22 protein-coding genes are annotated in these 24,651 nt (G+C 40.2%); 16 read left to right on the top strand and 6 right to left on the bottom strand.

Going from position 1 to position 24,651, the window contains the following annotated elements; all coding sequences use genetic code 11:
• Positions 1 to 122 precede the first annotated feature (122 nt).
• Positions 123 to 2,651 (bottom strand): TonB-dependent receptor domain-containing protein, encoded by a 2,529-nt coding sequence (locus HHO47_RS10120; RefSeq protein ID WP_282435268.1) that lies wholly within the window; start codon positions 2,649 to 2,651, stop codon positions 123 to 125.
• A gap of 573 nt (positions 2,652 to 3,224) precedes the next feature.
• On the opposite strand from HHO47_RS10120, the gene mpl reads away from it, so the two are divergent.
• The 6 genes from mpl to panP all read left to right on the top strand — a co-directional run bounded on the left by mpl (position 3,225) and on the right by panP (position 9,657).
• On the top strand, positions 3,225 to 4,577 hold the full coding sequence (gene mpl / locus HHO47_RS10115; RefSeq protein ID WP_169020202.1) for a UDP-N-acetylmuramate:L-alanyl-gamma-D-glutamyl-meso-diaminopimelate ligase: 1,353 nt from the start codon (positions 3,225 to 3,227) through the stop codon (positions 4,575 to 4,577).
• A gap of 15 nt (positions 4,578 to 4,592) precedes the next feature.
• A complete protein-coding gene (locus HHO47_RS10110; protein WP_169020201.1) occupies positions 4,593 to 5,216 on the top strand; it encodes a UbiX family flavin prenyltransferase in 624 nt (207 codons plus the stop codon).
• On the top strand, positions 5,213 to 6,139 hold the full coding sequence (locus HHO47_RS10105; RefSeq protein WP_169020200.1) for an ABC transporter ATP-binding protein: 927 nt from the start codon (positions 5,213 to 5,215) through the stop codon (positions 6,137 to 6,139). The genes HHO47_RS10110 and HHO47_RS10105 overlap by 4 nt, the downstream gene beginning before the upstream one ends.
• Positions 6,140 to 6,907: an ABC transporter permease gene (locus HHO47_RS10100; protein ID WP_169020199.1), complete on the top strand. Its 768-nt coding sequence runs from the start codon at positions 6,140 to 6,142 to the stop codon at positions 6,905 to 6,907.
• Entirely contained in the window at positions 6,907 to 7,581 is a 675-nt protein-coding gene (gene trmB, locus HHO47_RS10095) for a tRNA (guanine(46)-N(7))-methyltransferase TrmB (RefSeq protein WP_169020198.1), read from the top strand. The genes HHO47_RS10100 and trmB overlap by 1 nt, the downstream gene beginning before the upstream one ends.
• A 447-nt stretch (positions 7,582 to 8,028) precedes the next feature.
• Positions 8,029 to 9,657 carry a pyridoxal-dependent aspartate 1-decarboxylase PanP gene (gene panP / locus HHO47_RS10090; RefSeq protein WP_169020197.1) on the top strand — a complete coding sequence of 543 codons (1,629 nt, stop codon included), beginning with the start codon at positions 8,029 to 8,031 and terminating at the stop codon, positions 9,655 to 9,657.
• A 60-nt stretch (positions 9,658 to 9,717) separates the two neighbouring features.
• Here panP and argE read toward each other — a convergent pair whose 3' ends face one another.
• Positions 9,718 to 10,866, bottom strand: a complete 1,149-nt coding sequence (argE, locus tag HHO47_RS10085) for an acetylornithine deacetylase (RefSeq protein WP_169020196.1) — start codon at positions 10,864 to 10,866, stop codon at positions 9,718 to 9,720.
• A gap of 213 nt (positions 10,867 to 11,079) precedes the next feature.
• Between argE and argC the strand changes: the two genes are divergently transcribed.
• The 7 genes from argC to HHO47_RS10050 all read left to right on the top strand — a co-directional run bounded on the left by argC (position 11,080) and on the right by HHO47_RS10050 (position 17,950).
• A complete protein-coding gene (argC, locus tag HHO47_RS10080; protein WP_169020195.1) occupies positions 11,080 to 12,084 on the top strand; it encodes an N-acetyl-gamma-glutamyl-phosphate reductase in 1,005 nt (334 codons plus the stop codon).
• A gap of 6 nt (positions 12,085 to 12,090) precedes the next feature.
• Positions 12,091 to 12,852, top strand: coding sequence for an acetylglutamate kinase (argB, locus tag HHO47_RS10075; RefSeq protein ID WP_169020194.1), 762 nt, complete (start codon positions 12,091 to 12,093; stop codon positions 12,850 to 12,852).
• An 8-nt stretch (positions 12,853 to 12,860) separates the two neighbouring features.
• Complete coding sequence (locus tag HHO47_RS10070) at positions 12,861 to 13,781, top strand: ornithine carbamoyltransferase (protein WP_169020193.1); 921 nt, start codon at positions 12,861 to 12,863, stop codon at positions 13,779 to 13,781.
• A 9-nt stretch (positions 13,782 to 13,790) separates the two neighbouring features.
• On the top strand, positions 13,791 to 14,993 hold the full coding sequence (locus HHO47_RS10065; RefSeq protein WP_169020192.1) for an argininosuccinate synthase: 1,203 nt from the start codon (positions 13,791 to 13,793) through the stop codon (positions 14,991 to 14,993).
• A 58-nt stretch (positions 14,994 to 15,051) separates the two neighbouring features.
• Positions 15,052 to 16,917 (top strand): argininosuccinate lyase, encoded by a 1,866-nt coding sequence (gene argH, locus HHO47_RS10060; RefSeq protein ID WP_169020191.1) that lies wholly within the window; start codon positions 15,052 to 15,054, stop codon positions 16,915 to 16,917.
• A gap of 273 nt (positions 16,918 to 17,190) precedes the next feature.
• Entirely contained in the window at positions 17,191 to 17,403 is a 213-nt protein-coding gene (locus HHO47_RS10055) for a hypothetical protein (protein WP_169020190.1), read from the top strand.
• 13 nt (positions 17,404 to 17,416) lie between these two features.
• The gene (locus HHO47_RS10050) at positions 17,417 to 17,950 is read left to right on the top strand and encodes a hypothetical protein (RefSeq protein ID WP_169020189.1); all 534 of its coding nucleotides are present in this window, start codon (positions 17,417 to 17,419) and stop codon (positions 17,948 to 17,950) included.
• Positions 17,951 to 18,275: 325 nt separating this feature from the next.
• Here HHO47_RS10050 and HHO47_RS10045 read toward each other — a convergent pair whose 3' ends face one another.
• Together HHO47_RS10045 and coaD are read right to left on the bottom strand one after the other, a co-directional pair.
• Positions 18,276 to 19,670: a capsule assembly Wzi family protein gene (locus HHO47_RS10045; protein ID WP_169020188.1), complete on the bottom strand. Its 1,395-nt coding sequence runs from the start codon at positions 19,668 to 19,670 to the stop codon at positions 18,276 to 18,278.
• Positions 19,667 to 20,149 carry a pantetheine-phosphate adenylyltransferase gene (gene coaD / locus HHO47_RS10040; RefSeq protein ID WP_145235133.1) on the bottom strand — a complete coding sequence of 161 codons (483 nt, stop codon included), beginning with the start codon at positions 20,147 to 20,149 and terminating at the stop codon, positions 19,667 to 19,669. The genes HHO47_RS10045 and coaD overlap by 4 nt, the downstream gene beginning before the upstream one ends.
• A gap of 250 nt (positions 20,150 to 20,399) precedes the next feature.
• Between coaD and HHO47_RS10035 the strand changes: the two genes are divergently transcribed.
• The gene (locus tag HHO47_RS10035) at positions 20,400 to 21,050 is read left to right on the top strand and encodes a TetR/AcrR family transcriptional regulator (protein ID WP_169020187.1); all 651 of its coding nucleotides are present in this window, start codon (positions 20,400 to 20,402) and stop codon (positions 21,048 to 21,050) included.
• Between the two features lie 102 nt (positions 21,051 to 21,152).
• Positions 21,153 to 22,610 (top strand): tRNA uracil 4-sulfurtransferase ThiI, encoded by a 1,458-nt coding sequence (thiI, locus tag HHO47_RS10030; RefSeq protein ID WP_169020186.1) that lies wholly within the window; start codon positions 21,153 to 21,155, stop codon positions 22,608 to 22,610.
• A 29-nt stretch (positions 22,611 to 22,639) separates the two neighbouring features.
• On the opposite strand, the gene HHO47_RS10025 is transcribed toward thiI, so the two are convergent.
• Together HHO47_RS10025 and HHO47_RS10020 are read right to left on the bottom strand one after the other, a co-directional pair.
• Positions 22,640 to 23,542, bottom strand: coding sequence for a ketopantoate reductase family protein (locus HHO47_RS10025; RefSeq protein ID WP_169020185.1), 903 nt, complete (start codon positions 23,540 to 23,542; stop codon positions 22,640 to 22,642).
• A complete protein-coding gene (locus HHO47_RS10020) occupies positions 23,535 to 23,888 on the bottom strand; it encodes a VanZ family protein (RefSeq protein WP_169020184.1) in 354 nt (117 codons plus the stop codon). The genes HHO47_RS10025 and HHO47_RS10020 overlap by 8 nt, the downstream gene beginning before the upstream one ends.
• A 161-nt stretch (positions 23,889 to 24,049) precedes the next feature.
• On the opposite strand from HHO47_RS10020, the gene HHO47_RS10015 reads away from it, so the two are divergent.
• Positions 24,050 to 24,532, top strand: a complete 483-nt coding sequence (locus HHO47_RS10015; RefSeq protein WP_064667966.1) for a YajQ family cyclic di-GMP-binding protein — start codon at positions 24,050 to 24,052, stop codon at positions 24,530 to 24,532.
• Positions 24,533 to 24,651: the final 119 nt, after the last annotated feature.

The following is a 24,651-nucleotide window of genomic DNA, read 5'->3' as shown; positions in this document are numbered from 1 at the left end:
GTAACTAGAATCATCATGTGAGTAGATTGCGTTAAAGCGACCTTTCCAGCGAGGATCTGCAATTTCACCTACATTTGAGCGGAAATCTGCGGTACGACCGGTTGGGTTTTCACTATCTTCTGCTAGGTAGTTGCAGTAAGTTTAATTGCTAAATCACCATTCCCTAATTTTGTGCGGTAAGCTGTTTCAATATCTAGGCCTTTTTTAACGATAATAGAAGCATTAATTGGACGTTGGTAATAGTTAATGATGTCGCCCGTTTTTTTGTTTCGTACGAAATTCGAGCAAAACGGGTTGTCTAGCGATGATGACTCATAACATAGTTTTACGCTATCACGTCCAAAGTATTGAATCGCTCCTTCAATTTCAAATGACCAGTAATCAAGCGTTAAATCTAAGCCCTCAATAAATTCAGGAGTGTAGATCAGGCCAATAGTATAATCGTTTGACGTCTCGTTTTTTAGTGCTTGGTTTCCTTGTACAAAACCTGGCAGGCTACCAGCGGCTTGCCAATCGGCAGTTGGCATCCAACCTTCTGCTAAACCATCAGCTTGACAGTTAGCGATTACATTTGCTTTATATTCGCTACCTGAGCTGGTAATTTCATCAGCACGGCATGGATCCTTACGACCTGAATTAAACGTTTGTGAACTGGGTGTAAATAAGTCGCTTAGGCTCGGTGCACGGACTGATTTTGAACGATTTAAACGCACACGTACTTCGTCTGTTACCCCCCAATTTAATGATAACTTCCACGCATCATCACCGCCCGTAACCGAGTAATCCATATAACGATATGCAGTTTCAAAGGTTAAGTCAGTTGCTAAAAAATGATCTACAAGTAGTGGCACTGAAATTTCTGTTGAGAATTCATTTACATCAATCTCACCTTTCATTGGTAAACTTGAGTTGCCAAAAATAAGGCCATTTTGCATTGCGTGATCTGGATGAGTCTCGGCGCTTTCTCGGCGATGTTCAACGGTAAATGCGGCAGCGACTGCACCTGCTGGTAATTCAAATAGTAAACCATCAAATGTTGCAGCAACAACTAGCTGGTCTTGTTTGGCAGTACGCGTGGCATTTGTTGCTATATAATTAAGCTGTGCTTGAGAAGCTCTTTGTGCGCCCATAGGGTTAAAAGCAACACACCCTTCACGTTCACCAGTGACGTTACCATCGACATTACGAACTGCACACACGATTTGACCATTAAGTTCTACAGCATCTATCGCATTGACTAAATTTTGCTCTAATACTTCACCGCGCCATAAGGTATCTTGTTCGATACGGCCATATTGTACATAGGTGCTGTAGCCCCAGTCATCGTTTAAAATGCCTTCTAAACCAAGAGATGCACGGATCACCGAACGATCCTGTTGATAGGCGCGATCACCCCATAGATTTTCGTTAGCTTGGCGCAAAGTAACTTTATCTAACCTGTTAGCATCCATAATTTTAGCCATATCATCGCGGATAAAGGCATTATCACGACGAATCGTGTGAGCAAAGAAAGCTGGCGTGCTTTCAGACGTTGCTTTTGAGTCAGACCAAGTAAAATCAAATGTTGCAGCATGGTCGTCATTAATTTCGTATGTACCATACGTTGATAAAATAGCGCGCTCTAATGGCGTTTGAAAGTAGCTTTTGTAACCATGACTAAAAACACCATCACCTGGGTTATTAGCATCTGCGTAATAACGGTTATTAGCTGATGCGTTAGGCACGCCTGAGTTTTCTACGCGACCTAGACCATAATCAAATGCTTGTACGTTACCGCTATTATCAAATGCCCAGTGATGGTTGTTATAATGATCGTCAGTTAGCGAACCTGTTTTACTGAAAAAGTCACCGCCTTCAGAGTAATAGCCAAGGGTGCTTTGCTTACCTAATATAACGCGCTCAGGAATACCATCGCTACCAGATTTATTGGCTGGGTTTGCGTATGAAGTTACAGGATCACGGTAAAAATCACGACTTAACTTGTTATAGCTATCTGTTTTTGAGTAGTTAAGAGACGTTACAAACGATAGCTTGTCACCTTCCATACCACCTGTGATAGAGAAAAAGTTTTGCTCGCCGCCACTTTGCTCTGGGCGAATCGTAGATGCATCAATTTCAATGCCATCAAATGATTTTTTAGTAATGATATTTACCACACCTGCTACAGCATCGGCACCATATACAGCTGCTGCACCGCCTGTGGCGATCTCTACTCGTTCGATCAGAGTCGTTGGAATATTATTTAAATCTACCGCAGTGCTACCTACAGAGCCTGCCACAAAGCGGCGACCATTTACTAATACCAGTGTACGTTCAGATCCTAATCCACGTAAATCAGTGGTGTTTAATCCTGATGCATAGATGAAACTAGTTGTTGCTTCAGGTGATAAACCAACCGTTGCTTGCGGTAGCTCAGCTAATAAATCATTGATGTTTGTAATACCTTGGTTTTCCATCTCAACACCGCTGATCACAGTAACAGGTGTTGGTGACGTTAGGTTAAAGCGTTTAATTTTTGAACCGGTAACTTGAATACGTTCAACAGGTTTAGTCTCAGTCGTTGACTGTGCAAATGTACTTAATGCACTAAAAGCACTTGTTACTAAAACTGCGTTAACAGCTGTTGCGATAAGATTTAATTTTTTCAACATAACACCTTTAATTTTGACAAGCTTCAACCTAGGGATAAAACATGGTTGAACTAACTAGCTATCAAAGCAGGCACTTTTTACTTAATAAGTTAAATAAATGACTGACAATGTAACCAAATGTAATTTAGCGCTATGTTTTAACACAGTACCTAAAAAGTGTCTTAAAAAATGAAAATGTGTATATTGTTTCAAGTTTGTGTTTTTTGTTTTTATTTTGGGTGTATTTTGGTATTGCCTTGATTTTGAAGTGTAAAATTTGTAATTATATATTTACAAAGTGCTAGTTAGATTGATTTTTAGTATTTTACATCCCGACCATTAACGTTATTTTAATTAAATGTAAATATTTTGGTGTTTTAAATCGGCATTAATGTTAATTATGCATAAAAAGTGACGCTCACTTATTGGTCAATCAAGCGAATTGCATGGAACTTTTTTCAATTGGCTACTCAATTAGGTGATTTTAGGCAAAACTGTAATGCGATATGGCAATGGTAACGAGCTGCTAATTTTGGCATTATGGCAGGTAATAAAAACAGTGCTGCTTATAACTAGTGCAGCAAAGGAAATAATATGCATATTCATATTTTGGGTATTTGCGGCACTTTTATGGGTGGTATTGCCGCGATAGCTAAATCATTAGGTCACACTGTAACTGGGTCTGATAAAAACGTATACCCACCAATGAGTTCCCAGCTTGAAAAGCTTGGTATCACTCTTACTCAAGGCTATGAGGTTTCTCAACTAGAGCCTGCGCCTGATATGGTGGTGATTGGTAATGCGATGAGTCGTGGTAATCCGTGTGTAGAGTATGTGCTAGATAAAGGTCTACCTTATACATCGGGTCCTGAATGGTTAAAATATAATTTATTGCAAAACTCTTGGGTGCTGGCAGTTGCAGGTACTCATGGTAAAACCACCACTGCAAGCATGCTGGCATGGATTTTAGAATACGGGGGTTTAAAGCCAGGGTTTTTGATTGGCGGTATTGTGCAAAATTTTGGAGTGTCAGCCCGAGTCGGCGAAACGCCGTTTTTTGTTATTGAAGCTGATGAATACGATACTGCTTTTTTTGATAAACGCAGTAAATTTGTTCATTACCTGCCGCGTACACTGATTTTGAATAATTTAGAATTTGACCACGCTGATATTTTTGACGATTTAAACGCTATTAAAAAACAATTTCATCATTTGATGCGTACACTACCAAGTACAGGTAAAGTAATTTGGCCCAATGATGAACACGCTTTAACAGAGGTCATAAACCAAGGCTGTTGGAGCGACAGTGAAACGCTTGGTGGTGATTGGGGATATGAGCTGATTAATGCCGATGGCAGTGAATTTACTGTATTACTCAATGATGTACCTGTTGGTATTGTGAAGTGGCAAGCCATTGGTGAGCATAACGTTAAAAATGCCATTATGGCGATTGCAGCTGCGCGCCATGTGGGTATTGCAATTGAACATAGCATTGCAGGGCTAGGGGAATTTATTAGTCCTAAACGCAGAATGGAGCTAAAAGCCGATATTGCCAATATTAAAGTGTATGATGACTTTGCTCATCACCCAACAGCAATTAAAACAACACTTGCAGGGTTGCGTGCAAAAGTAGGCGGTGAAAAAATTATCGCTATTTTAGAGCCGCGCTCGAACACCATGAAAATGGGCGTACATCAACATAGCTTATTAGCGTCTTTAGTGGATGCTAATGAGGTTTATCTCTTTGAACCAGATAATTTAAGTTGGTCATTGCACGAGCAGGCCGAACAAGCTGGTATGCAGTGCTTAACTAATACCGATAAGATAATCGAACGAGTCGTTGCAAATACAAAGCCGCAGCAGCATATACTCATTATGAGTAACGGCGGTTTTAACGGCCTGCATGATAAATTAATCACTGCTTTGCAGCATAAATTTACCCAGTAATAAACCGGAGCTTCAGTGCATTATAAAGAAACTATCACACTTGCCTTTAGTGGTGCATCAGGTGCGCCTTATGGCTTACGATTACTCGAAGTATTGCTTGCGCAGCATTTTCGTGTGTATGTATTGATCTCAAGTGCCGCTCGGGTGGTGCTTGATACCGAATCAAATATAAAATTGTCAGGTAATGAAGATAAAGCGACTGAGCAGCTTAGTGCGCTTTTTAATGCGGCAGAAGGTCAACTTCAGGTATTTGGCAAAGACAATTGGTTCAGTCCCGTGGCGTCAGGCTCTGCCGCGCCGAAAAAAATGATTGTGTGCCCGTGCAGCGCAGGCTCCGTTTCAGCCATTGCGATGGGCGCATCGGATAATTTATTAGAGCGTGCCGCAGATGTAGTAATTAAAGAGCGTGGGCAACTTATTTTAGTGCCACGAGAAACCCCGTTCAGTGAAATTCACCTTGAAAATATGCTTAAACTGGCCAAGCTTGGGGTCACTATTATGCCGGCAGCGCCAGGGTTTTATCATCAACCACAAACCATTAATGATTTAGTGGATTTTATGGTTGCACGCATTTTAGATCATTTAAATATTGAACATACCCTCACAAAACGTTGGGGTTATGGAGAAGGTAAAGCATGAGTAAAGCAGTTGCTTTGAATATCGAAGGCCTTACCAAGGTATATAAAAATGGTGTTGAAGCCGTTAAAGGCGTTGATCTAAAAGTATATGAAGGTGATTTTTTTGCCTTGTTAGGCCCAAATGGCGCGGGTAAGTCAACTACCATTGGAGTGATCTCCTCATTGGTTAATAAAACCAAAGGCTTAGTAGAGGTGTTTGGTCACAACATAGATTCAGATTTAGAAGCCGCTAAATCACAACTAGGCTTAGTGCCACAAGAGTTTAACTTTAGCCAGTTTGAAACCCTGACTCAAATACTGGTTAACCAAGCGGGCTATTACGGAGTTCCCCGTAAGGTGGCGCATCAACGAGCGGATAAATATTTAGCGCAATTAGGCTTACTTGAAAAGAAAGACAAACAAGCACGAACCCTATCAGGCGGTATGAAACGTCGCTTAATGATCGCTCGCGCACTAATGCACGAACCTAAGTTACTTATTTTAGATGAACCAACTGCTGGGGTTGATATTGAACTGCGTCGTTCAATGTGGGATTTTTTAAGACAAATTAATGAGCAAGGTGTAACTATTATTCTCACCACTCATTACTTAGAAGAAGCAGAGTTGTTGTGTAAAAATATCGCCATCATTGATTCTGGTATTATCGTTGAAAACACCACTATTAAGGCTTTACTGGCTAAATTAGATAAAGAAACCTTTATTCTTGATTTAAAACAGCCAGTTCAACCTGTCGTGCTTGATGGTTATAAGTTTACTATGGCTGATGATCATACTATTGAAGTTGAAGTGGCAAAGTCGCAAGGTTTAAATGCCGTATTTACAGCACTCACTGAGCAAGGAAATAACGTGCTCAGTATGCGTAACAAAGCCAACCGATTAGAAGAATTGTTTGTTGGGCTATTAGAGCAAGGGCGGGGCAAGTAGATGTTTAAATATGGCGTAGCCTTAAAAAGTTTATGGATCAAAGAGTGCATTCGTTTTTTACGCATATGGGTACAGACACTTGTACCACCTGCAATCACCATGAGTTTGTATTTTGTAATTTTTGGTAACCTAATTGGCTCTCGTATCGGTGATATGGGCGGTTTTAGTTACATGGAGTTTATTGTACCAGGCCTGATTATGATGTCGGTTATAACTAACTCTTATTCCAACGTTGCATCCAGTTTTTATTCAACCAAGTTTCAAAAAAGCATTGAAGAGCTACTAGTGGCACCAGTGCCTAATTACATCATTGTACTTGGCTATATGGGCGGCGGTATGACTCGCGGTATGCTGGTGGGATTGATTGTCACTTGTGTATCGTTACTGTTTGTTGATATTCAGATTCATAATATTTTTGTGATCATCGCAACGGTTATTTTAACCTCGGCAGTATTTGCATTAGGTGGTTTGATCAATGCAATTTACGCCAATAGTTTCGATGATATTAGTATTATCCCGACCTTTGTTTTAACACCGCTGACGTATTTAGGCGGTGTGTTTTATTCAATCACCTTATTACCTGAATTTTGGCAAGGTGTGTCGCAAGTTAATCCTATTATTTATATGGTTAATGCTTTTAGATATGGTTTCTTAGGTGTGTCGGATGTTGATCTAACAGTCGCATTTGGTGTGCTGTTATTATTTATTACAGCTTTATTTACGTTAGCTTTAACGCTAATTAAAAAAGGTGTGGGGTTAAGACACTAATGAGTGATGCAAATTCACGTAGTATTGTATCGAATCAACCAGGCTTGCATGAAAAGCTCGATGAGATAGTCACGAAGCATTTAACTGCCGAGTTTAAAAAGCCTATTGCAGCACATACGCAAGCGGCGTTTGATGAAGTGAATGCAAAGGTGCAGGCATTTGCTGGGCCACTTATTTTAGATTCGTGTTGTGGGGTAGGTGAAAGCACCGCTAATTTAGCTAAACGGCACTCTAATGCGCTGGTGATTGGTATTGATAAATCATCACATCGTTTAGATAAGCATGATATAGAATATAAACAAACTGACTCAGGTCAGTATATTTTAGTGCAAGCGGACCTTAATGACTTTTGGCGTTTAGCTGTGGCTGCCAATTGGCAGCCAACGCATCATTATTTACTGTATCCAAATCCGTGGCCTAAGGCTAAACATATTCAGCGTCGTTGGCATGGTGCGGCTATTTTCCCATTTATTGTTAAATTAGGTGGGTTGTTAGAAGTTCGCAGCAATTGGGATATATACGTTAAAGAGTTTGCTCAAGCACTTAAATTAGCAGGGCAATCGTGTGAAGTTGAGCAATATGGAAGTGATATTGCTATCACTCCATTCGAACGTAAATATTGGGCGAGTGGTCAACAGAGTCATCGTTTAGTTATTAACTTAACTACAGGTTGATTTAATCGATCGTAACGGCTTAGTGATCGCAGCTATATGTGGCGCAGGCTTGGCAAGCTAGTTGCTTTACCTTAGCGTCACATTCGGCTTTTTAAGTACATTGGATATGGTTCGAATAACCTGTACCAGAATCATCGATAACAACCCGCACACCACGACTTTTAACCATGGCATATACGTAATTTATATTTAACGTATTATTAACGCGTTAGCTGACTCTGAAAGTTACCGACTTTTTTGTTGGTATTCGGTTGATGATAAATATTAATCAATTTATCATTAATTTGTCATGCAATTGGCTACTTTGGTGGCTTTATACGAGACATTTCTACTCTATTACAGTAAAGTTAACGCATTTCGTAGAATCATTGTAGTTGACGTAATTGATAATGAAGTGCCTTACTTAGGTGCTTTAATTGAAGAAAACTACATTTATTAGGTATAAAGATGGATCAAAAGCGTTGTGCCGTCGCCTCTAAAGAAACTCTGATGCGTATATTTACTGTGCCTGAAGCACCAGACTCAACTTTGAGTAAAATCGAACTTGAGATCTCGAGCAATTTAGCAGGTTTTTTGAATGAGAACATAGCGGCGATTGAAAAACCACTGCATGAAATTGAAAAAGATTTTCAATCGGCAGCGATCCCAGAAGACCCGACTTTTGTATCTGCCTATGCGCAAGATATTATGGAGCAACTTGTTGCTCATTCAGTGCATACCGCTGCACCAAGCTTTATCGGTCATATGACATCAGCACTCCCGCATTTTGTATTGCCATTGTCTAAATTAATGGTTGGCCTTAATCAAAACCTAGTAAAAATAGAAACCTCCAAAGCATTTACTCCGCTTGAGCGCCAAGTATTAGGCATGATGCATCATTTGGCGTACGGACAAGATAATAGTTTTTATAGCAAATGGATGCATAGTGCGAAAACGTCGCTAGGCGCTTTTTGCTCGGGTGGCACAATCGCCAATATTACCGCATTGTGGATTGCCCGAAATCGCTTACTGAAAGCGGACGGTGAATTTAAAGGGATTGGTTCACAAGGTTTGATCAGTGCCATGCTGCATTATGGATATAAAGGCCTTGCAGTACTTATTTCCGAGCGTGGCCATTATTCGCTAGGAAAATCAGCTGATTTACTTGGTATTGGCCGCGATAATTTTATTGCCATTAAAACCACAGATAACAATAAGGTTGATGTTGATGCAATGCGTGCCAAAGCCCATGAGCTAGCAGCACAAGGTATAAAAGTGATGGCGATTGTTGGGGTAGCCGGCACGACTGAAACCGGTAATATTGATCCTCTCGATGCTATGGCGGATTTAAGCGCTGAACTCAACTGCCATTTTCATGTCGATGCCGCGTGGGGAGGAGCTACGCTACTTTCTAATACATATCGATTTTTACTAAAAGGCATTGAGCGAGCTGATTCAATTACCATTGATGCGCATAAACAAATGTATGTGCCAATGGGCGCTGGGTTAGTGCTATTTAAAGATCCTGCGGCTGCGGATGCTATTGAGCATCATGCAGAATATATCTTACGTAAAGGATCAAAAGATTTAGGCAGTCACACACTCGAAGGAAGTCGTCCTGGTATGGCGATGTTAGTGCATGCTTGCTTACGCGTTATTGGCCGTAAAGGCTATGAAATCTTGATAGATAAAGGGATTGAAAAAGCCCGTTATTTTGCTGATTTAGTGGAAGCGGATGACGACTTTGAACTGATCTCAGTTCCGGAGTTGTGTTTACTGACATACCGTTATGTGCCAAAACAGATAAAACAAAAAATAGCGCAAGCAGATGAGCAAACACGGTTAGATATCTTTGCCTCGTTAAATCGTTTTACTGCCAGTATGCAAAAACGCCAACGTGAAGCTGGTCGCTCATTTGTATCACGTACCCGTTTAACCCCAGCTCAGTATGATCATCAACCTACAGTAGTATTTAGAGTGGTACTTGCAAACCCGCTGACCTCAGAGAATATTTTAAAAAATATACTTGCTGAGCAAAAAGAGTTGGCTAAAACAGATCCTGTATTTAAGAAATATCTTAGTAAATACATGGGCTGAGCAGTAACAGTTGCGCTATTCCCTGATTACATGGGGATAACGCAAGCAGTACCTTCTTTGTTAGCTAAAACACGATGTTCTGATCATTTCACTAATAATATACTGTGATGGTTTAATTTTTTCTATCGCCAAAAACTCATCGGGTTGATGAGCCTGATTAATTGAACCCGGTCCCATCACAATGGTTTCACAGCCTAATTGCTGAATAAACGGTGCTTCAGTGCAGTAGTTCACTGCAACGGCTTGCTCTCCTGATATTTTTTCTGCCAGTTTAACCAATGCCGAATCGGTGCAGCCAGTAAAAGCGGGGATTGGCTCGTGCATATCCATCACACTGACTGAATCTGGATATTGGTTATTGATCTCTGTAGCTATTTTTAACAGCATCATTTGCAGTTCTTGCACGCTTAAACCCGGTAATGGGCGCATATCAATATGCATTTCACAGCAGCCGCATATGCGATTTGCATTATCGCCACCATGAATGTGTCCTAGATTTAAAGTAGGGTAAGGAATAACAAAATGCTCAACTGCATATTTATTCTTTAATTGCTCTTTTAAGGTTAACAGTTTTGCAATAACTTTATGCATCACTTCAATGGCATTTAAACCACGTTCAGGATCAGAGCTATGTCCGGAACGGCCGACTACGCGAATCGCGCTGCTCATATGTCCTTTATGTGTGAAAACTGGTGTCATATCAGTAGGTTCACCAATAATACACCGAGCTGGTTTTAAGTTTTTATGCTGACAAACTTGCTGTGCACCGGCCATGGTGGTTTCTTCATCGGCGGTTGCTAAAATCAAAATAGGTTGAGCTTGGGTGGTTTCATCGAGCTCGCTAATTGCTTGCAATACAAAAGCGAAAAAACCTTTCATATCAATACTACCTAAACCATATAATTTATTGTTATCTTCACTTAATTTAAATGGCTCATAACTCCAGCGACTATCATCAAAAGGAACGGTATCTGTGTGGCCAGCTAACATTAATCCGCCATCTCCCAGGCCACGTTTTGCGAGTAAATTAAAGCGACCTTTAGAGCCAGATAATTCAGTAATTTCACATTCAAAGCCTAAGCTGGAACACCAGTTGGCAAGCAGATCAATTACACCCTTATTGCTCATAGACAATGATTCATCCATGGCGCTAATGGAAGGGGCTGCGATCAACTGCTGATACATAGATAAAAAAGAGGGTAAAGGCATAAAAAATCCAAAATAATGATTCAATCTAATTGCATAACAATATAAAAGTATTTATGATGAATATCAATTCACTTTTTAAGCATAAGTATATAAAGAAACGCAATGAATATAAAACGACGATAATCCAGTTTCATTCCCAAAACAGTGTGTTTATACACTGCCTAACCCGATTTGAATGTAAATGTAGTAGTAAAATACCAAAAAGAGTAACGAATGAAAGCAGTGATTATTGGCGCAAGTGGTTATAGCGGCGCAGAATTAGCAAGTTTGATAGTAAAACACCCGCAATTAACCTTAGCTGGTTGTTATGTATCTGAGCAAAGCTTAGATAAGGGTAAATTATTAAGTGATTTGTATCCTGAGCATTTAGGCTTGCTTGATTCTCCTTTATTGCCGCTTAGTGAGAGCGCTTATAACGATATCGAAAGCTCAGCTGATTTTGTGTGTTTATGTACTGATCATAAAGTGAGTGTTGATTTAGCGCCACGTTTTTTGAAGATGGGCAAAAAGGTTTTTGATTTATCTGGTGGCTACCGTTTAAGCAGCAATGAAGATTATCAGACTTATTATGGTTTTGAGCATCAACATACGGAATTACTCAGTGAAGCAGCTTACGGATTGGCTGAGTGGAATAGTGAAGCAATCGCCAATGCGCAATTAGTCGCTGTGGCTGGTTGTTATCCAACAGCGGCGCTGAATGCGTTAAAACCATTGCAGCAAGCTGGTTTGATAGCTGAGCAGCCAGTAATTATCAATGCGGTATCAGGCGTTACCGGGGCGGGACGTAAAGCAAGTGTAGGCACACATTTTTGTGAAGTATCACTGACACCCTACGGCTTGTTTAATCACAGACACAGTCCTGAAATTGAGCAGCATTTAGGTCACAAGGTGTTATTTACGCCGCATTTAGGAAACTTCCCTCGTGGTATTTTAGAAACTATTTATGTGCAATTAAAAGCTGATGTGACACCAGAGCAAGTTACGCAAGCATACCAAGTGCTTGCTGACGAGCCACTGATCAGATTGCTTGGTAATAAAATGCCATCAATTAAAGGAGTTGCAAAGCAGCCTTACGTTGATATTGCATGGCAGCAGCAAGGTACGCAGTTAATTGTGATGGCAGCGATTGATAACTTATTAAAAGGTGCAGCAGGGCAAGCATTGCAGTGTATTAATTTAGCTATGGGTTTAGCTCATAACACAGGTTTAAAAGGGTAGTTAGTAATGCGAACATGGGTCATTAAACTCGGTGGTGCAGTACTCAATACAGAAGACGCGGCAAAAGCGTTATTTAAGGTGCTTGCATCACAAACTCAAGCACAGTTTGTCATCGTTCATGGTGGCGGTTCACTAGTTGATAACTGGTTGACTGAGGCTGGTTTTGCCAGTGTGAAACATCAAGGTTTACGCATCAGTCCGAAAGAGCAAATGCCTTATATTGTTGGTGCGCTTGCTGGGTGTGCTAATAAACAACTAATGAGCCAAGCAATCGTGGCAGGACATAAACCTGTTGGTCTAAGTTTATACGAAGCGGGCATTATTTCGTCACAAAAACTCAAAGCGCTTGGTCAAGTAGGCCAGTGTGAAAGTGGCGTACAAAATGTTATTCCTGAGTTATTAAAACTTGGCCGCTTACCTTTAGTGAGTTCAATCGGTTTTGGTGATGATGGCCTTTGGTATAACGTTAATGCAGATGAAGCCGCAGCGGCGATTGCTAAGGAACTTGATGCGGAAATTATTTTTATGACCGATGTTGAAGCGGTACTTGATGCAAATAAGCTGCCGTTACATCAACTTGACACAAATCAGATCAATACTTTGATTGCAGATGGAGTAATTTTGGGTGGGATGGAGGTTAAAGTTAAGACCAGCCTTCTTGCTGCCCAGCACTTACGACGTGGAGTTTACATTTCAAGCTGGCAAAAGCCAGAAAACTTAGTTGCTCTACTTGCTGGAGAGCACGTCGGAACAAAAATTACACCATAGGTTTTTATATGTTTAATCATTTTTTATCGGGTCTTGAATTAGACCAACAAGGCGCACTTAAATTACTTAATCTTGCGCAAAAAATTAAAGCAAACCCTGCTGATTTTAGCCAAGCACTGGCGGGTAAGTCAGTTGTTACTTTATTTGAAAAACCAAGCTTACGTACACGTTTATCGTTTGATATTGGTATCAATAAGTTAGGTGGTCATGCTGTGTATCTTGATTCACAAAATGGTGCCATGGGTGCACGTGAATCAGTTAAAGATTTTGCCTTAAATATTGCCAGCTGGGCAGATGGTATTGTAGCGCGTGTTTATCAACATAAAACGTTAACCACACTTGCTGAATTTTCGAGTGTACCTGTGGTCAATAGTTTGTGTGATTTATATCACCCGTGCCAAGCATTGGCTGACTTTTTAACACTGCAAGAGATATACGGTGATGTAAGCCAGCTAAAACTTGCTTATTTAGGTGAAGGTAACAATGTAACACATTCACTTATGCTATTAGCAGCAACATTAGGTACTGATTTTGTTGCAGTATGTCCAAAAGGCAGTTCACCAGATTCGCAAATTTTGAAGCAAGCAGAGCAAATTGCGGCAATGAACGGCGCATCAGTAATGGTCAGTGACCGTGTTGAAGCGGCTGTTGGTGCTAACGCTGTGTATGCAGATACATGGGTATCAATGGGTGATGACACGCCACTTGAGCAAGTAAAAGAAAAGTACATGCCGTATCAATTAAATACGGCGTTACTTGAACTAACAGGAGCTGACACTGTACTGCATTGCCAGCCTGCACACCGTGAATTTGAAATTACCTCAGAGGTAATGGATGGCCCGGCGTCAAGAATTATACAACAAGCAGAAAATCGTATGCATGCGCAAAACGCATTGCTTGTTTCATTATTAAATCCAAATTTTGTGTAAGGAACAACCGTGAATTCAATTAAAAAAGTTGTATTAGCCTATTCTGGTGGTTTAGATACGTCGGCCATCGTGCCATGGTTAAAAGAAAATTACGGCTGTGAAGTTATCGCGTTTGTGGCCGATGTAGGTCAAGGCGCTGAAGAGCTTGAAGGCGTTGAAGAAAAAGCGATCGCTTCTGGTGCCTCTGAGTGTTACGTTGTTGACTTAAAAGATGAAATGGTAAGTGACTATATTTATCCAACGCTTAAAACAGGTTCAATCTACGAAGGTACTTATTTACTTGGTACGTCTATGGCGCGTCCTATTATCGCAAAAGCGCAGGTTGAAATTGCTCGCAAAGTAGGTGCCGATGCACTTTCTCATGGTTGTACTGGTAAAGGTAATGACCAAGTACGTTTTGAATCGTGTTTTGCCGCGCTTGCGCCTGATCTTCAAGTTATTGCGCCATGGCGTGAGTGGGACTTATCAAGCCGTGAGTCATTACTTGATTACTTGGCAGAGCGAAATATTCCATGTTCAGCATCAGCTACGAAAATTTACAGCCGTGATGCAAACGCATGGCATATTTCTCATGAAGGTGGTGAGCTTGAAGATCCGTGGTGCCAACCAAGCGATCAAGTGTGGACGTGGACTAACTCGCCAGAGCAAGCTCCGAATGAGCCTGAATTTGTTACCTTAAACGTGGTTGAAGGTGAAGTTGTTGCAGTAAATGGCGAGCAGCTTAAACCGTATGACTGCCTAGTTAAGCTTAATGATCTTGCATCTGTGCATGGTGTTGGCCGTGTTGATATCGTTGAAAACCGTTTAGTGGGCATGAAATCCCGTGGTTGTTATGAAACCCCTGGCGGTACAGTGATCATGGCGGCATTACAAGCGATTGATGAGTTGGTACTTGATAAAGCAAGCCGCAAATGGAAAGAAGTACTGGGCGGCGAATTTTCGCACTTAGTGTATGACGGTCGCTGGTTTACACCACTTAAAGATTCAATCTTAGCGGGCGCAGAAGCGTTATCAACGGTCGCTAGCGGTGAAGTGGTACTTAAGCTTTACAAAGGTCAAGTAACTGCGGTTCAGAAAAAATCACCTAATAGCTTATACAGCGAAGATTTTGCAACATTTGGTGCAGATGATGTGTATGACCAATCGCATGCTGAAGGCTTTATTCGTTTATTCTCGCTTTCAAGCAGAATTTCAGCACTAGCGAAGAAGTAATTTTACTACAGCCCTGTTACAATAAAACGGGGTAATTTCAAGGGTTTGGAGATATTTCATGGCATTATGGGGCGGACGTTTTTCTACGGGTCCAGATGAGGCGTTTAAACAATTTAACGACTCACTTCCCTTTGATTATCAACTAGCAGAGCAAGACATTGTCGGCTCTGTTGCCTGGGCTGGTGCCCTAAAGCAAGTTGATGTACTAAGTAATAGCGAGCATCAATCGCTAGTAGCGGCATTAAATGAATTACTCGACGAAGTAAAAGCGGATCCACAAGCGGTGGCAACATCGGGTGCTGAAGATATCCACTCTCATGTTGAAGCTGCTTTAATCGAAAAAGTAGGCGATTTAGCTAAAAAGCTTCACACCGGACGTAGCCGCAACGACCAAGTTGCCACTGATTTTCGTTTATGGTGTCGTGATACCGCAGATCACATACTTGCAGCGCTTGGTCAGTTAAAAGGTGAATTTATTGCGTTGGCTGAACGTGAGCTGGGTACTATTTTACCGGGTTATACCCATTTACAGCGTGCTCAACCATTGTTGTTTAGTCATTGGTGTATGGCCTACGTGGAAATGATCGAACGTGATGAAAGCCGTTTAGCAGATGCTAAAGCCCGTATGAATTTTTGCCCATTAGGCAGTGGCGCACTTGCCGGTACGGCGTACCCAATTGATCGGCAAGCACTTGCCGTGGGGCTAGGTTTTACCGCTGCGACAAAAAATAGTTTAGATGCCGTATCAGACCGGGACTTTGTTGTTGAGCTATTAAGCTGTGCGTCAATTTCTATGATCCATTTATCGCGTATGTCAGAAGATTTGATCTTCTACAACTCGGGTGAAGCCGAGTTTATAGAGTTGGCTGATAATGTTACTTCAGGCTCATCATTGATGCCACAAAAGAAAAACCCCGATGCGCTAGAGCTTATTCGCGGTAAAACAGGCCGTGTATTTGGTGCCTTTAGTGCCATGATGATGACGTTAAAAGCATTACCACTTGCGTATAACAAAGATATGCAAGAAGACAAAGAAGGCTTATTTGATGCTATGCCTACATGGCTTGCGTGCATTCATATGGCACAAGCCTGCATCAAAGGTATAAAAGTAAATGGGGAGCGTACGTTAGCCGCTGCAAAAGGCGGGCACTCAAACGCTACAGAGCTTGCTGACTATTTAGTCGCCAAAGGGATTCCTTTTAGAGAAGGCCATCATATTGTGGGTGTATTGGTACAAATGGCTATCGCACAAGGGAATAACTTAGAAGATTTAAGTTTAGAACAATTTAAGTCAGTGCATAGTATTTTTGAGCAAGATGTATATGCTGTATTAGAAATAGACGCATGTATAAAAGCGCGCCAAGCACTCGGTGGTACATCTTTAGAGCAAGTTACAGTTGCAGTTAAAGATGCCAAAAAAAAACAGCAAATAACAGTTCGTGACGCTAATCTTGACGATGTCGAGTCAATTGCTAAATTGATCCAGCACTGGGCTACGGTAGGCGAAAATTTACCGCGTGCTAAAAGTGACATGGTGCATTCAATCAATGAGTTTGCGGTTACTGAAGTTGCTGGAGAAGTTGCGGGCTGCGCATCACTGTATATTTATGATACTGGCCTTGCTGAAATTCGTTCGTTAGGGGTAGATCCTGAAACCGGTATTACTGGGCAAGGTCGTCAGTTAGTTGAACATTTATTAGTTAAAGCTAAGAAATTGGCACTCAATCGCATCATTGTTTTGACGCGAGTACCTGATTTCTTTGAAAAACAAGGTTTTACATTCTGTACTAAAGACAGCTTACCGGAAAAAGTAATGAAAGATTGTGAACTGTGTTTACGTAAAGATAATTGCGATGAAGTCGCAATGGAATTTATTTTAAAGCTAAGTAATAGTGCGGAGATCCCGTGTAAAAACGTGGCTTAAAATCCCTGGATGTAAAAGACGTACGGTTACCCCTGTGCGTTTTTTTATATCTCATCTTATCTGGTATGATCTGTTGTATTGGGTATGTTGTAGCAAATAAAAGATCAAAAAAGATCGCTTGCTAAAATATTGGATCGGTAATTGCTTACCTATAAAGTGTACGATGACTCAATTTGGGTTTATCTTAAAAAGCGCCAAGCAGTATTAGAGCGTTAAAAACAGTGGCTTATTTAATAAGTCATTTATTCAACATTTATTGAAAGGATTAATCTTATGCAAGTTACAGCTAACAACCAATTACAAATGCAAGCATATAATAACATGCAACAATCAAAGCCAGCACTTGAACAAAGCGCTAGTAATAAAACCCTGCAGTCTGATACAGTGTCTATATCTAATGAAGCTTTGCTAGCATCAAAAGGCGAAGCTGAAATTCAACGTGGTGGGATCATTGTATTAGATCCAGATAAGCGCCCAAAAAAATAGCAATGAGTTATAGATGTATTTAACAGAACATTTCGGACTTTCGTTGTCAGCATTAGTTGTTTGGGGCTTGATGATGGGTTTGTTTTTCAATATCTTTTTATGGATAGCAGACTTAAAAAGAAACAATGTTCTGTTGATCTCATCTTTTATTGTTTTTATGTCTTATTTTATAAGTGATCATCTATTTACGTGGTTTGATAACTCTAATATTTATCTCAATTGGGCTATTTACGATATCGTAGCAATAGGACTAATAATTATTAGCGCCTACTTGGTAAGAAATAATGCCAAGTCCCCAGCATTCTTCTATGTCATTTCTGTTTTAAGTTTTAATACAGTTTTGTCATTTTCAATGTATTATGATTTACGAATCTCAGAAAATACTACTCCGTGGGTGTTGTGGGATATATATTCTTTTGGTGTTTATTTTCTTGATTTTACAATGATAGTGGCCTTGATTGTCGATCGTGACATTTTAGGTTTAATTAGGCTTAAAAATGCAATTAAAGCATTATTTAAAACGGATCATATAAAACACTCCATTTAGCTTATGTTTATAAATGATGTAGTTGGTCCTTACATCGGTGTATTTAATTAAACTGGTTTATATACGATTTGCTCACTCTTGCATGTATTGGATTGTTGATCAGATATCAAAAGATTAGTCCGTTTCCTGTTTATTGCGATATCTATGTGCGATCAAGTTCTGAGCCTTGGTGGCTTTGGACACTTTATTCTTTTGGTGTCACTATATGCGATGTGATGATAACAGCCTTAGCTATAAATAAAGATTTTTTAGACTTAAACAAATTATTACAAAAGGGTCGAATAATCAAAGGCCTAAATAAACATCAGGCCCCTGTTTCGAAAACTTAAAAGCGGTATTCCCAGCTGGTTTTTAATGCGCTGTTGGTATCTGATTCGTTAGCAAATTTGTCTTTATACACAGAGCCGCTGATCTTCCATAAACCACTAAAAATAGCCTGCTGATAACCAAGCTCTAATTGTAAGCGGTCAAACGTTGCAGTGACTTGGGTCAAGTCGGTGATGTCAGTTTCAAACCAACGTAACTTCGCATAGCCGCCATAACCGTTCATAGTATGGTAATGCGCACCTAATACTGCTGATTTACTTTGCTGTGGCATCGCAGAGCCAATTAATCGATCTTTATGATTATAGGCTTGGGCATAATTAGTAAATGCTTCATTAGCCTCGTTACAACTAAGTTGAGCTGTACAATCTTGCTGGGTATTTGAATATTCAAAATAGGTTTTTAGTAATTGCTCTTGGCCGCCAAAAAAACTCTCAATACCAATTGTATAAAAAGCATCGCTTGGCGCTAAGCCACTGTCATTTTTTCCCATTATCTCGGTGTAAAATGCAATCGGTTGCTCTGCTATCGTGGTTGAGTACTTAGCATCTAAGCTTGTTAAGCGTTGCTTATTTGTTATTACTTCCAGCGTATTAGGATTTACTTCTGTATTGGTTAAGTAATCAGAGCCTGCGGTACTAAATGCAACCTCAAGACCTGGTAATGGGGTGCTGGCAAAACGCATAGCCCAATAATTGCCACTCTCGCTAGTGTTTAAACTTAGCTTTTGTTTTGCGTAAATACCTGTTAACTGCCAGTTGCCAATGAATGATAACCAACTTGGGCCGACATATTGGGTGTTAGCACGGTTAATTCTTAGCCCTTTCATTGGCGCGGCATTATTCGACAGTAGTAACGCATTGTCGTTACCAGGCCCCCACCAATGGCTTACTTGTTCGGCGCTAACAGACCAATTGCCCATTAATACTGCTAAGTAGCTGCCATGATAGTTTATGTGTTTATCATCAAGTGCCTGATCAACGTAATTAACACTTACTTTGGCGCTAACACGGTCGCCAGTGATAGAGCCATAGCTATTAATGCCACTTTTTTGTTGATCGCGTTTGCCAAAGCTTTGTTGCAAAGTCGGCTCACTATTGTAGTTAAGCCTCACACCAGAGCTACTGCCTTGTTTGGCGTTCTGTAAGGCATGTTTTACGTGTTGATAAGCAAATTGACTTTGTGTTGATAAACTGCTGCTTTCAATTGTATTTAAATCTCTGGCAATACCTTGCCACATCAAGGGGTAGCTATTGATCGGTTGTTTAATCACACCTTGGTTAAAGAGCATCTCAATTGAGGCTCGTAATAAAGGGTCGTCACTTTCAATCCAAGGTGATGCAAACGCGGGTGTGGCAATCACAACAAGGGTGCTCAAATAGATATTTAACTTCATCCGTGTAACTTTTCCTGTAATGCTTTTACTACAATAGGGTGTACAAACTCACTGACATCGCCTTTATGACGCGCGACTTCTTTAACGAGGGTTGAAGAGATAAATGAGTTCTTTTCAGCTGGGGTTAAAAAAACACTCTCTAAATCAGGATTTAAACGACGATTCATATTGGCAAGCTGAAACTCATAATCAAAGTCAGACACCGCACGAATACCGCGGATTAGCACATTCGCACTATGATCGCGTGCTAAATCAGCTAGTAATCCAGAAAAGCCAATAACACTGACGTTATCTAAATGAGTGAGTAAACTATTGGCAATTGCTACCCGCTCATCCAGGCTAAAGCAGGGTTTTTTACTAGGATTGTGAGCAACTGCAACAATGACAGTATCAAACATTTTAGCTGCCCGCTGGATCAGATCTGTGTGTCCATTGGTTAATGGATCAAAGGTGCCAGGATAAATTGCAGTGACTTTCATAAATATCATCTTAGTGTTATTTTGAGGGTTATATTAACAGTCTTTGTGCTCCAGATCAGCCTGCAAATTGCGACTGCATATTTTCATTTGTAAATGAGTTTATTTCAATAAGAAACAATAACTACGAATTATGAATTAGAAATTTTCAAGGTGGTATTTTATTGGATTATATTTGTATATACTGCGCGGCTAATAATACTGAGTGAATTATGGGCATTTACTCTAATAAAAATAATCAGAGTAGCAGGATATGAGTACCAAGGATAAAATAATTACAACCAGCATAATGCTATTTAACCAACATGGCGAGCGTGCGGTCACAACCAACCATATCGCTTCTCATATGGGCATCAGTCCCGGTAATCTTTATTATCACTTTAAAAATAAAGAAGACATTATTCGCCATATTTTTGCATTATACAGTAAGCATTTACACACTCAGTTTGTGCCAATGGAAAAGCAGGATGAAGCACTAACACACTTAACTGGGTATCTTGATGCTTTGTTTGAGTTGATGTGGCGTTTTCATTTTTTCTATGACAATTTGGGTGACATTTTATCTCGCGACGACGTACTGAAAAAAGATTATATTGAGTTTCAAGAGGCTTTGTTAAGTCAAGTGCGCGAAATTGTGATTGGCCTGCGTGAAGGTGGGATGATCGCAATTGATGATGAAGATACCGTTGAACTTGCTCATGTGCTAAAAATCACCGTCAGTTTTTGGACTCCTTACATTAAAGCCAGACGGTTAAGCGGTGAGTTAATGCAGCAAGATATTTATAATGGTATTTTAAAAGTGTTAGCGCTTTTTAAAGCATTTGGTACCGAGCAAAGTATCCCAAGAATTAACTTGTTACGCGAAAAATACAGTAAATTAGCGGCACAAGCAGAGCCTGTTTAATTAAACGCAGCGGTTGTTTATTTCCTAGACGTTAGATTTTTTGTTATAATCGCGCGCCCAACACGTGGGTGCGTGAATCCTAAATATTCTAACGAGTAAACTATGCTTAAATTTATCGTCAAACTTCATCCTGAAATAGCCATTAAAAGCCGCTCTGTGCGTAAACGCTTTACTAAGTTGTTAGAAAACAACATTAAAATTGTGTTACGCAAGCTTGACGAAAAAGTACAAGTACAAAATAACTGGGACAATATATCCGTTGTAACTAAATCAGATGACGCACAAATGCGCCTTGATTTTATCGATGGCTTACAACGGATCCCTGGTATTGTGCAGTTTATTGAAGTGACCGAAACTAACTACGAAAACCTGCACGATATTTACGAAAAAGCGTTAGATATGGTTGGTCACACCGTCGTGGGCAAAACATTCTGTGTGCGTTGTAAGCGCCAAGGTAAGCATGATTTCACCTCCACCGATGTAGAACGTTATGTGGGTGGTGGTTTAAATCAGCACGTCGATGGCGCGAGCGTAAGACTAAAAAACCCTGAAGTAACTATTCGTCTTGAAATTAAAGATGATAAAGCTTATGTAGTAACGCACACTCATCATGGTATGGCTGGTTTCCCATTACCAACGCAAGAAGATGTCTTGTCGTTAATGTCAGGTGGATTTGACTCGGGCGTTGCGAGTTATCAAATGATCCGCAAAGGCGCTCGTACGCACTTTTTGTTCTTCAATTTAGGCGGTGCGGCGCACGAGATTGGTGTTAAACAAGCCAGCTATTACATTTGGAAGCGGTTTAGCTCAACCCATAAAGTTAAATTTATCAGTGTTGACTTTGACCCCGTTGTTGCCGAAATTTTAGAAAATGTTGAAAACAGTCAAATGGGTGTGATTCTCAAGCGTATGATGATGCGTGCAGGTAGCCAAATAGCTGAAAAGATGGGGATTCAAGCACTTGTTACCGGTGAGAGTCTAGGCCAAGTTTCAAGTCAAACATTAGCAAACTTAAATGTGATTGACCGTGTTACCGAAACACTTATTTTACGCCCGTTGATCCAACACGACAAACAAGAAATTATAAACATCGCTCGTAAAATCGGCACCGCAGAAATGGCCGAAACTATGCCTGAATACTGTGGTGTGATCTCTAAAAAGCCTACGGTTAAAGCTAAAATTGCCGTAGTAGAAGCTGAAGAGCAAAAGTTTGATTTTGATGTGCTCAATACTGTTATTGAAAATGCACGTATTATGGATATTCGTGACATTGACGTTGAAGCTAAACATGAGCTAAAAGAGGCCGAGTCAGTTGCTGATTTACCTGCTGATGCTGTGGTTGTAGATATTCGTTCGCCGGAAGAAGAAGACGCAACACCGCTTGAAATTGATGGAATAGAAGTTGTGCATTTGCCGTTTTTCCGCTTAGCGAGCAAATTTGCAGACCTACCGCAAGACAAAGACTACTACTTATATTGTACTAAAGGTGTAATGAGTCAGCTACAGGCGCTTATTTTACATGAAAATGGCTTTGCCAATGTTAAGGTTTATCGCCCGTAAGTTTGATGGATACTAATAACAAGCGCGAGTTAGATCGCGCTTTTTTTATCTCTGATAGCATCGAGTAAATATTGATTGTGAGGGGTATTAATACCGAATTGATTGCCTTTTTGGCAAATATAACCGCACATCGCGTCAATTTCTGTGATGCGATTATGGGCGATATCTTGATGCATTGATGAGTAATTCTTTTTTGTATCACTCATCACTTGATAGGCGTTCGCCAATGCTTCAGCAAGTCGCACATTAATACCTAATTTATTTGCTACGGTACACGCTTCATTTAAGATATTTAAAATTATGCCACTAAACTGTGGTGCAGTCAGAGAGCCATTTTTTACATTGTGCAGCGCACTGAGTGGGTTAATGGCAATATTAACGAGTAATTTTTCAAAGCGTAGTTGCTGTATGTTATTTGTGGTTGTTAATTCAGGAATAGCGTTTAGTAGATTTTTAACTTCAGCGAGTTGTGTTTTTGCTTGCTGGTTACAATCACCTAAAATGCTGCTCCCGATACCAGTATGCAACACACTAAAAGGTGTATCTTTGTAGCCCGCTAAACGTGTTGTTAAAAAATATAGTCCTTGTTGTTTTGTAAGTTCGTTATTTATTTCATCTACATTACCCATGCCATTGTGAGATAAAATCAATTGGCATTGAGCGCTTAAAAAAGGTTTTAGTTGCCCAAATGCGGTAGCGACTTGATATGCTTTGACAGTAAAAATAATAACATCAATTCTGCCGCACTCGGATAATTGAGTCAGGTTTGTTAGTTGGCAATTAATTGTTTGTTTTGGCGCTTTAGCTTGTTGATAAAATCGAGGTTCGTCAATAGCATGCTTGGTAAGTAGGGTAACCCTGTGCTGTTGACTCAAATAATGGCTATAGAGTAGCCCAATGGCACCATCGCCAACAACGAATATACTAGCCATTTTGATTCTTTTTAAAACGAGAATAAATACCGAACAACAAAAAGAAACTAGCAGCTCCAGAAAAGTCAGCAACAACATCAGCAACAGAGGCGCTACGATAAGGGATCGTGCTTTGCATTAGCTCAATAGCAACGCCATAAAATGCTAATAACACGAGGTGAACGAAAATAGGTAGCTTGAACGCTCTGACCATGACGGCTGCCAGAACAAAGAAAATAATAAAATGTACTAACTTATCTAGATGAGGCAGTGACGATACCCCAACGCCTCTAAAATCGCGGGCAAACAAAAAGGTAAACACCAGAATACTGATTAAAAATAGGGTTTGATAAACACGCCGAGTCACGAAAAATCCTAAATCGTTTAAAAATAGAGCTGCAGTATATCAAACAAACTTCGTATCGCAGCTGAACAAAGCATAGAAAAGTGTAAAGATTTATAAAATTTATATAGTATAATTATCGACAATATAAATTTGAATTAAAAATATCTTGCTAGGAGAGATTTATGCCTTCATTTGACATTGTTTCGGAAGTCGAAATGAACGAAGCAAAAAATGCTGTTGATAACGCCAACCGTGAGCTGGAAACTCGCTTTGATTTTAGAGGCGTTGATGCGTCAATAGAGCTTAATGATAAAACCATTAAACTAAAAGCAGAAGCTGATTCACAGGTTATGCAGTTGTTTGATATTTTAGCGAGCAAAATATCAAAACGCGGTATGGACGTAGCAAGTTTAGAGCTGCAAGATATTAGCCGTGCGGGTAAAAATGTATTTCGTAATGTTGCGCTAAAGCAAGGTATCGAAAAAGATATGGCTAAAAAAGTAGTTAAAGCCATAAAAGACTCTAAAGTAAAAGTACAAGCCGCGATCCAAGGCGAAGAAGTACGTGTAACGGGCAAAAAACGTGATGACCTACAAGAAGCCATGCAAGTAGTACGCAGTGCTGATTTAGGCCAGCCATTTCAATTTAAAAACTTTAGAGATTAGCAAGCTAGGAGCTAGGTTTTTAGGTGCTAGAAAAAGCCAAATTGCAGTAATGTAGTTTGGCTTTTTTAGTTTAGAACTTATGATTATTCCTAGAACCTAGAGTATTTAGATGTATAGCC

Source organism: Pseudoalteromonas arctica (assembly GCF_012927645.1).
GTDB lineage: Bacteria > Pseudomonadota > Gammaproteobacteria > Enterobacterales > Alteromonadaceae > Pseudoalteromonas > Pseudoalteromonas arctica_A.
The sequence above is the reverse complement of the archived record's forward strand: the minus strand, read 5'-3'. Positions and strand labels throughout refer to the sequence as shown.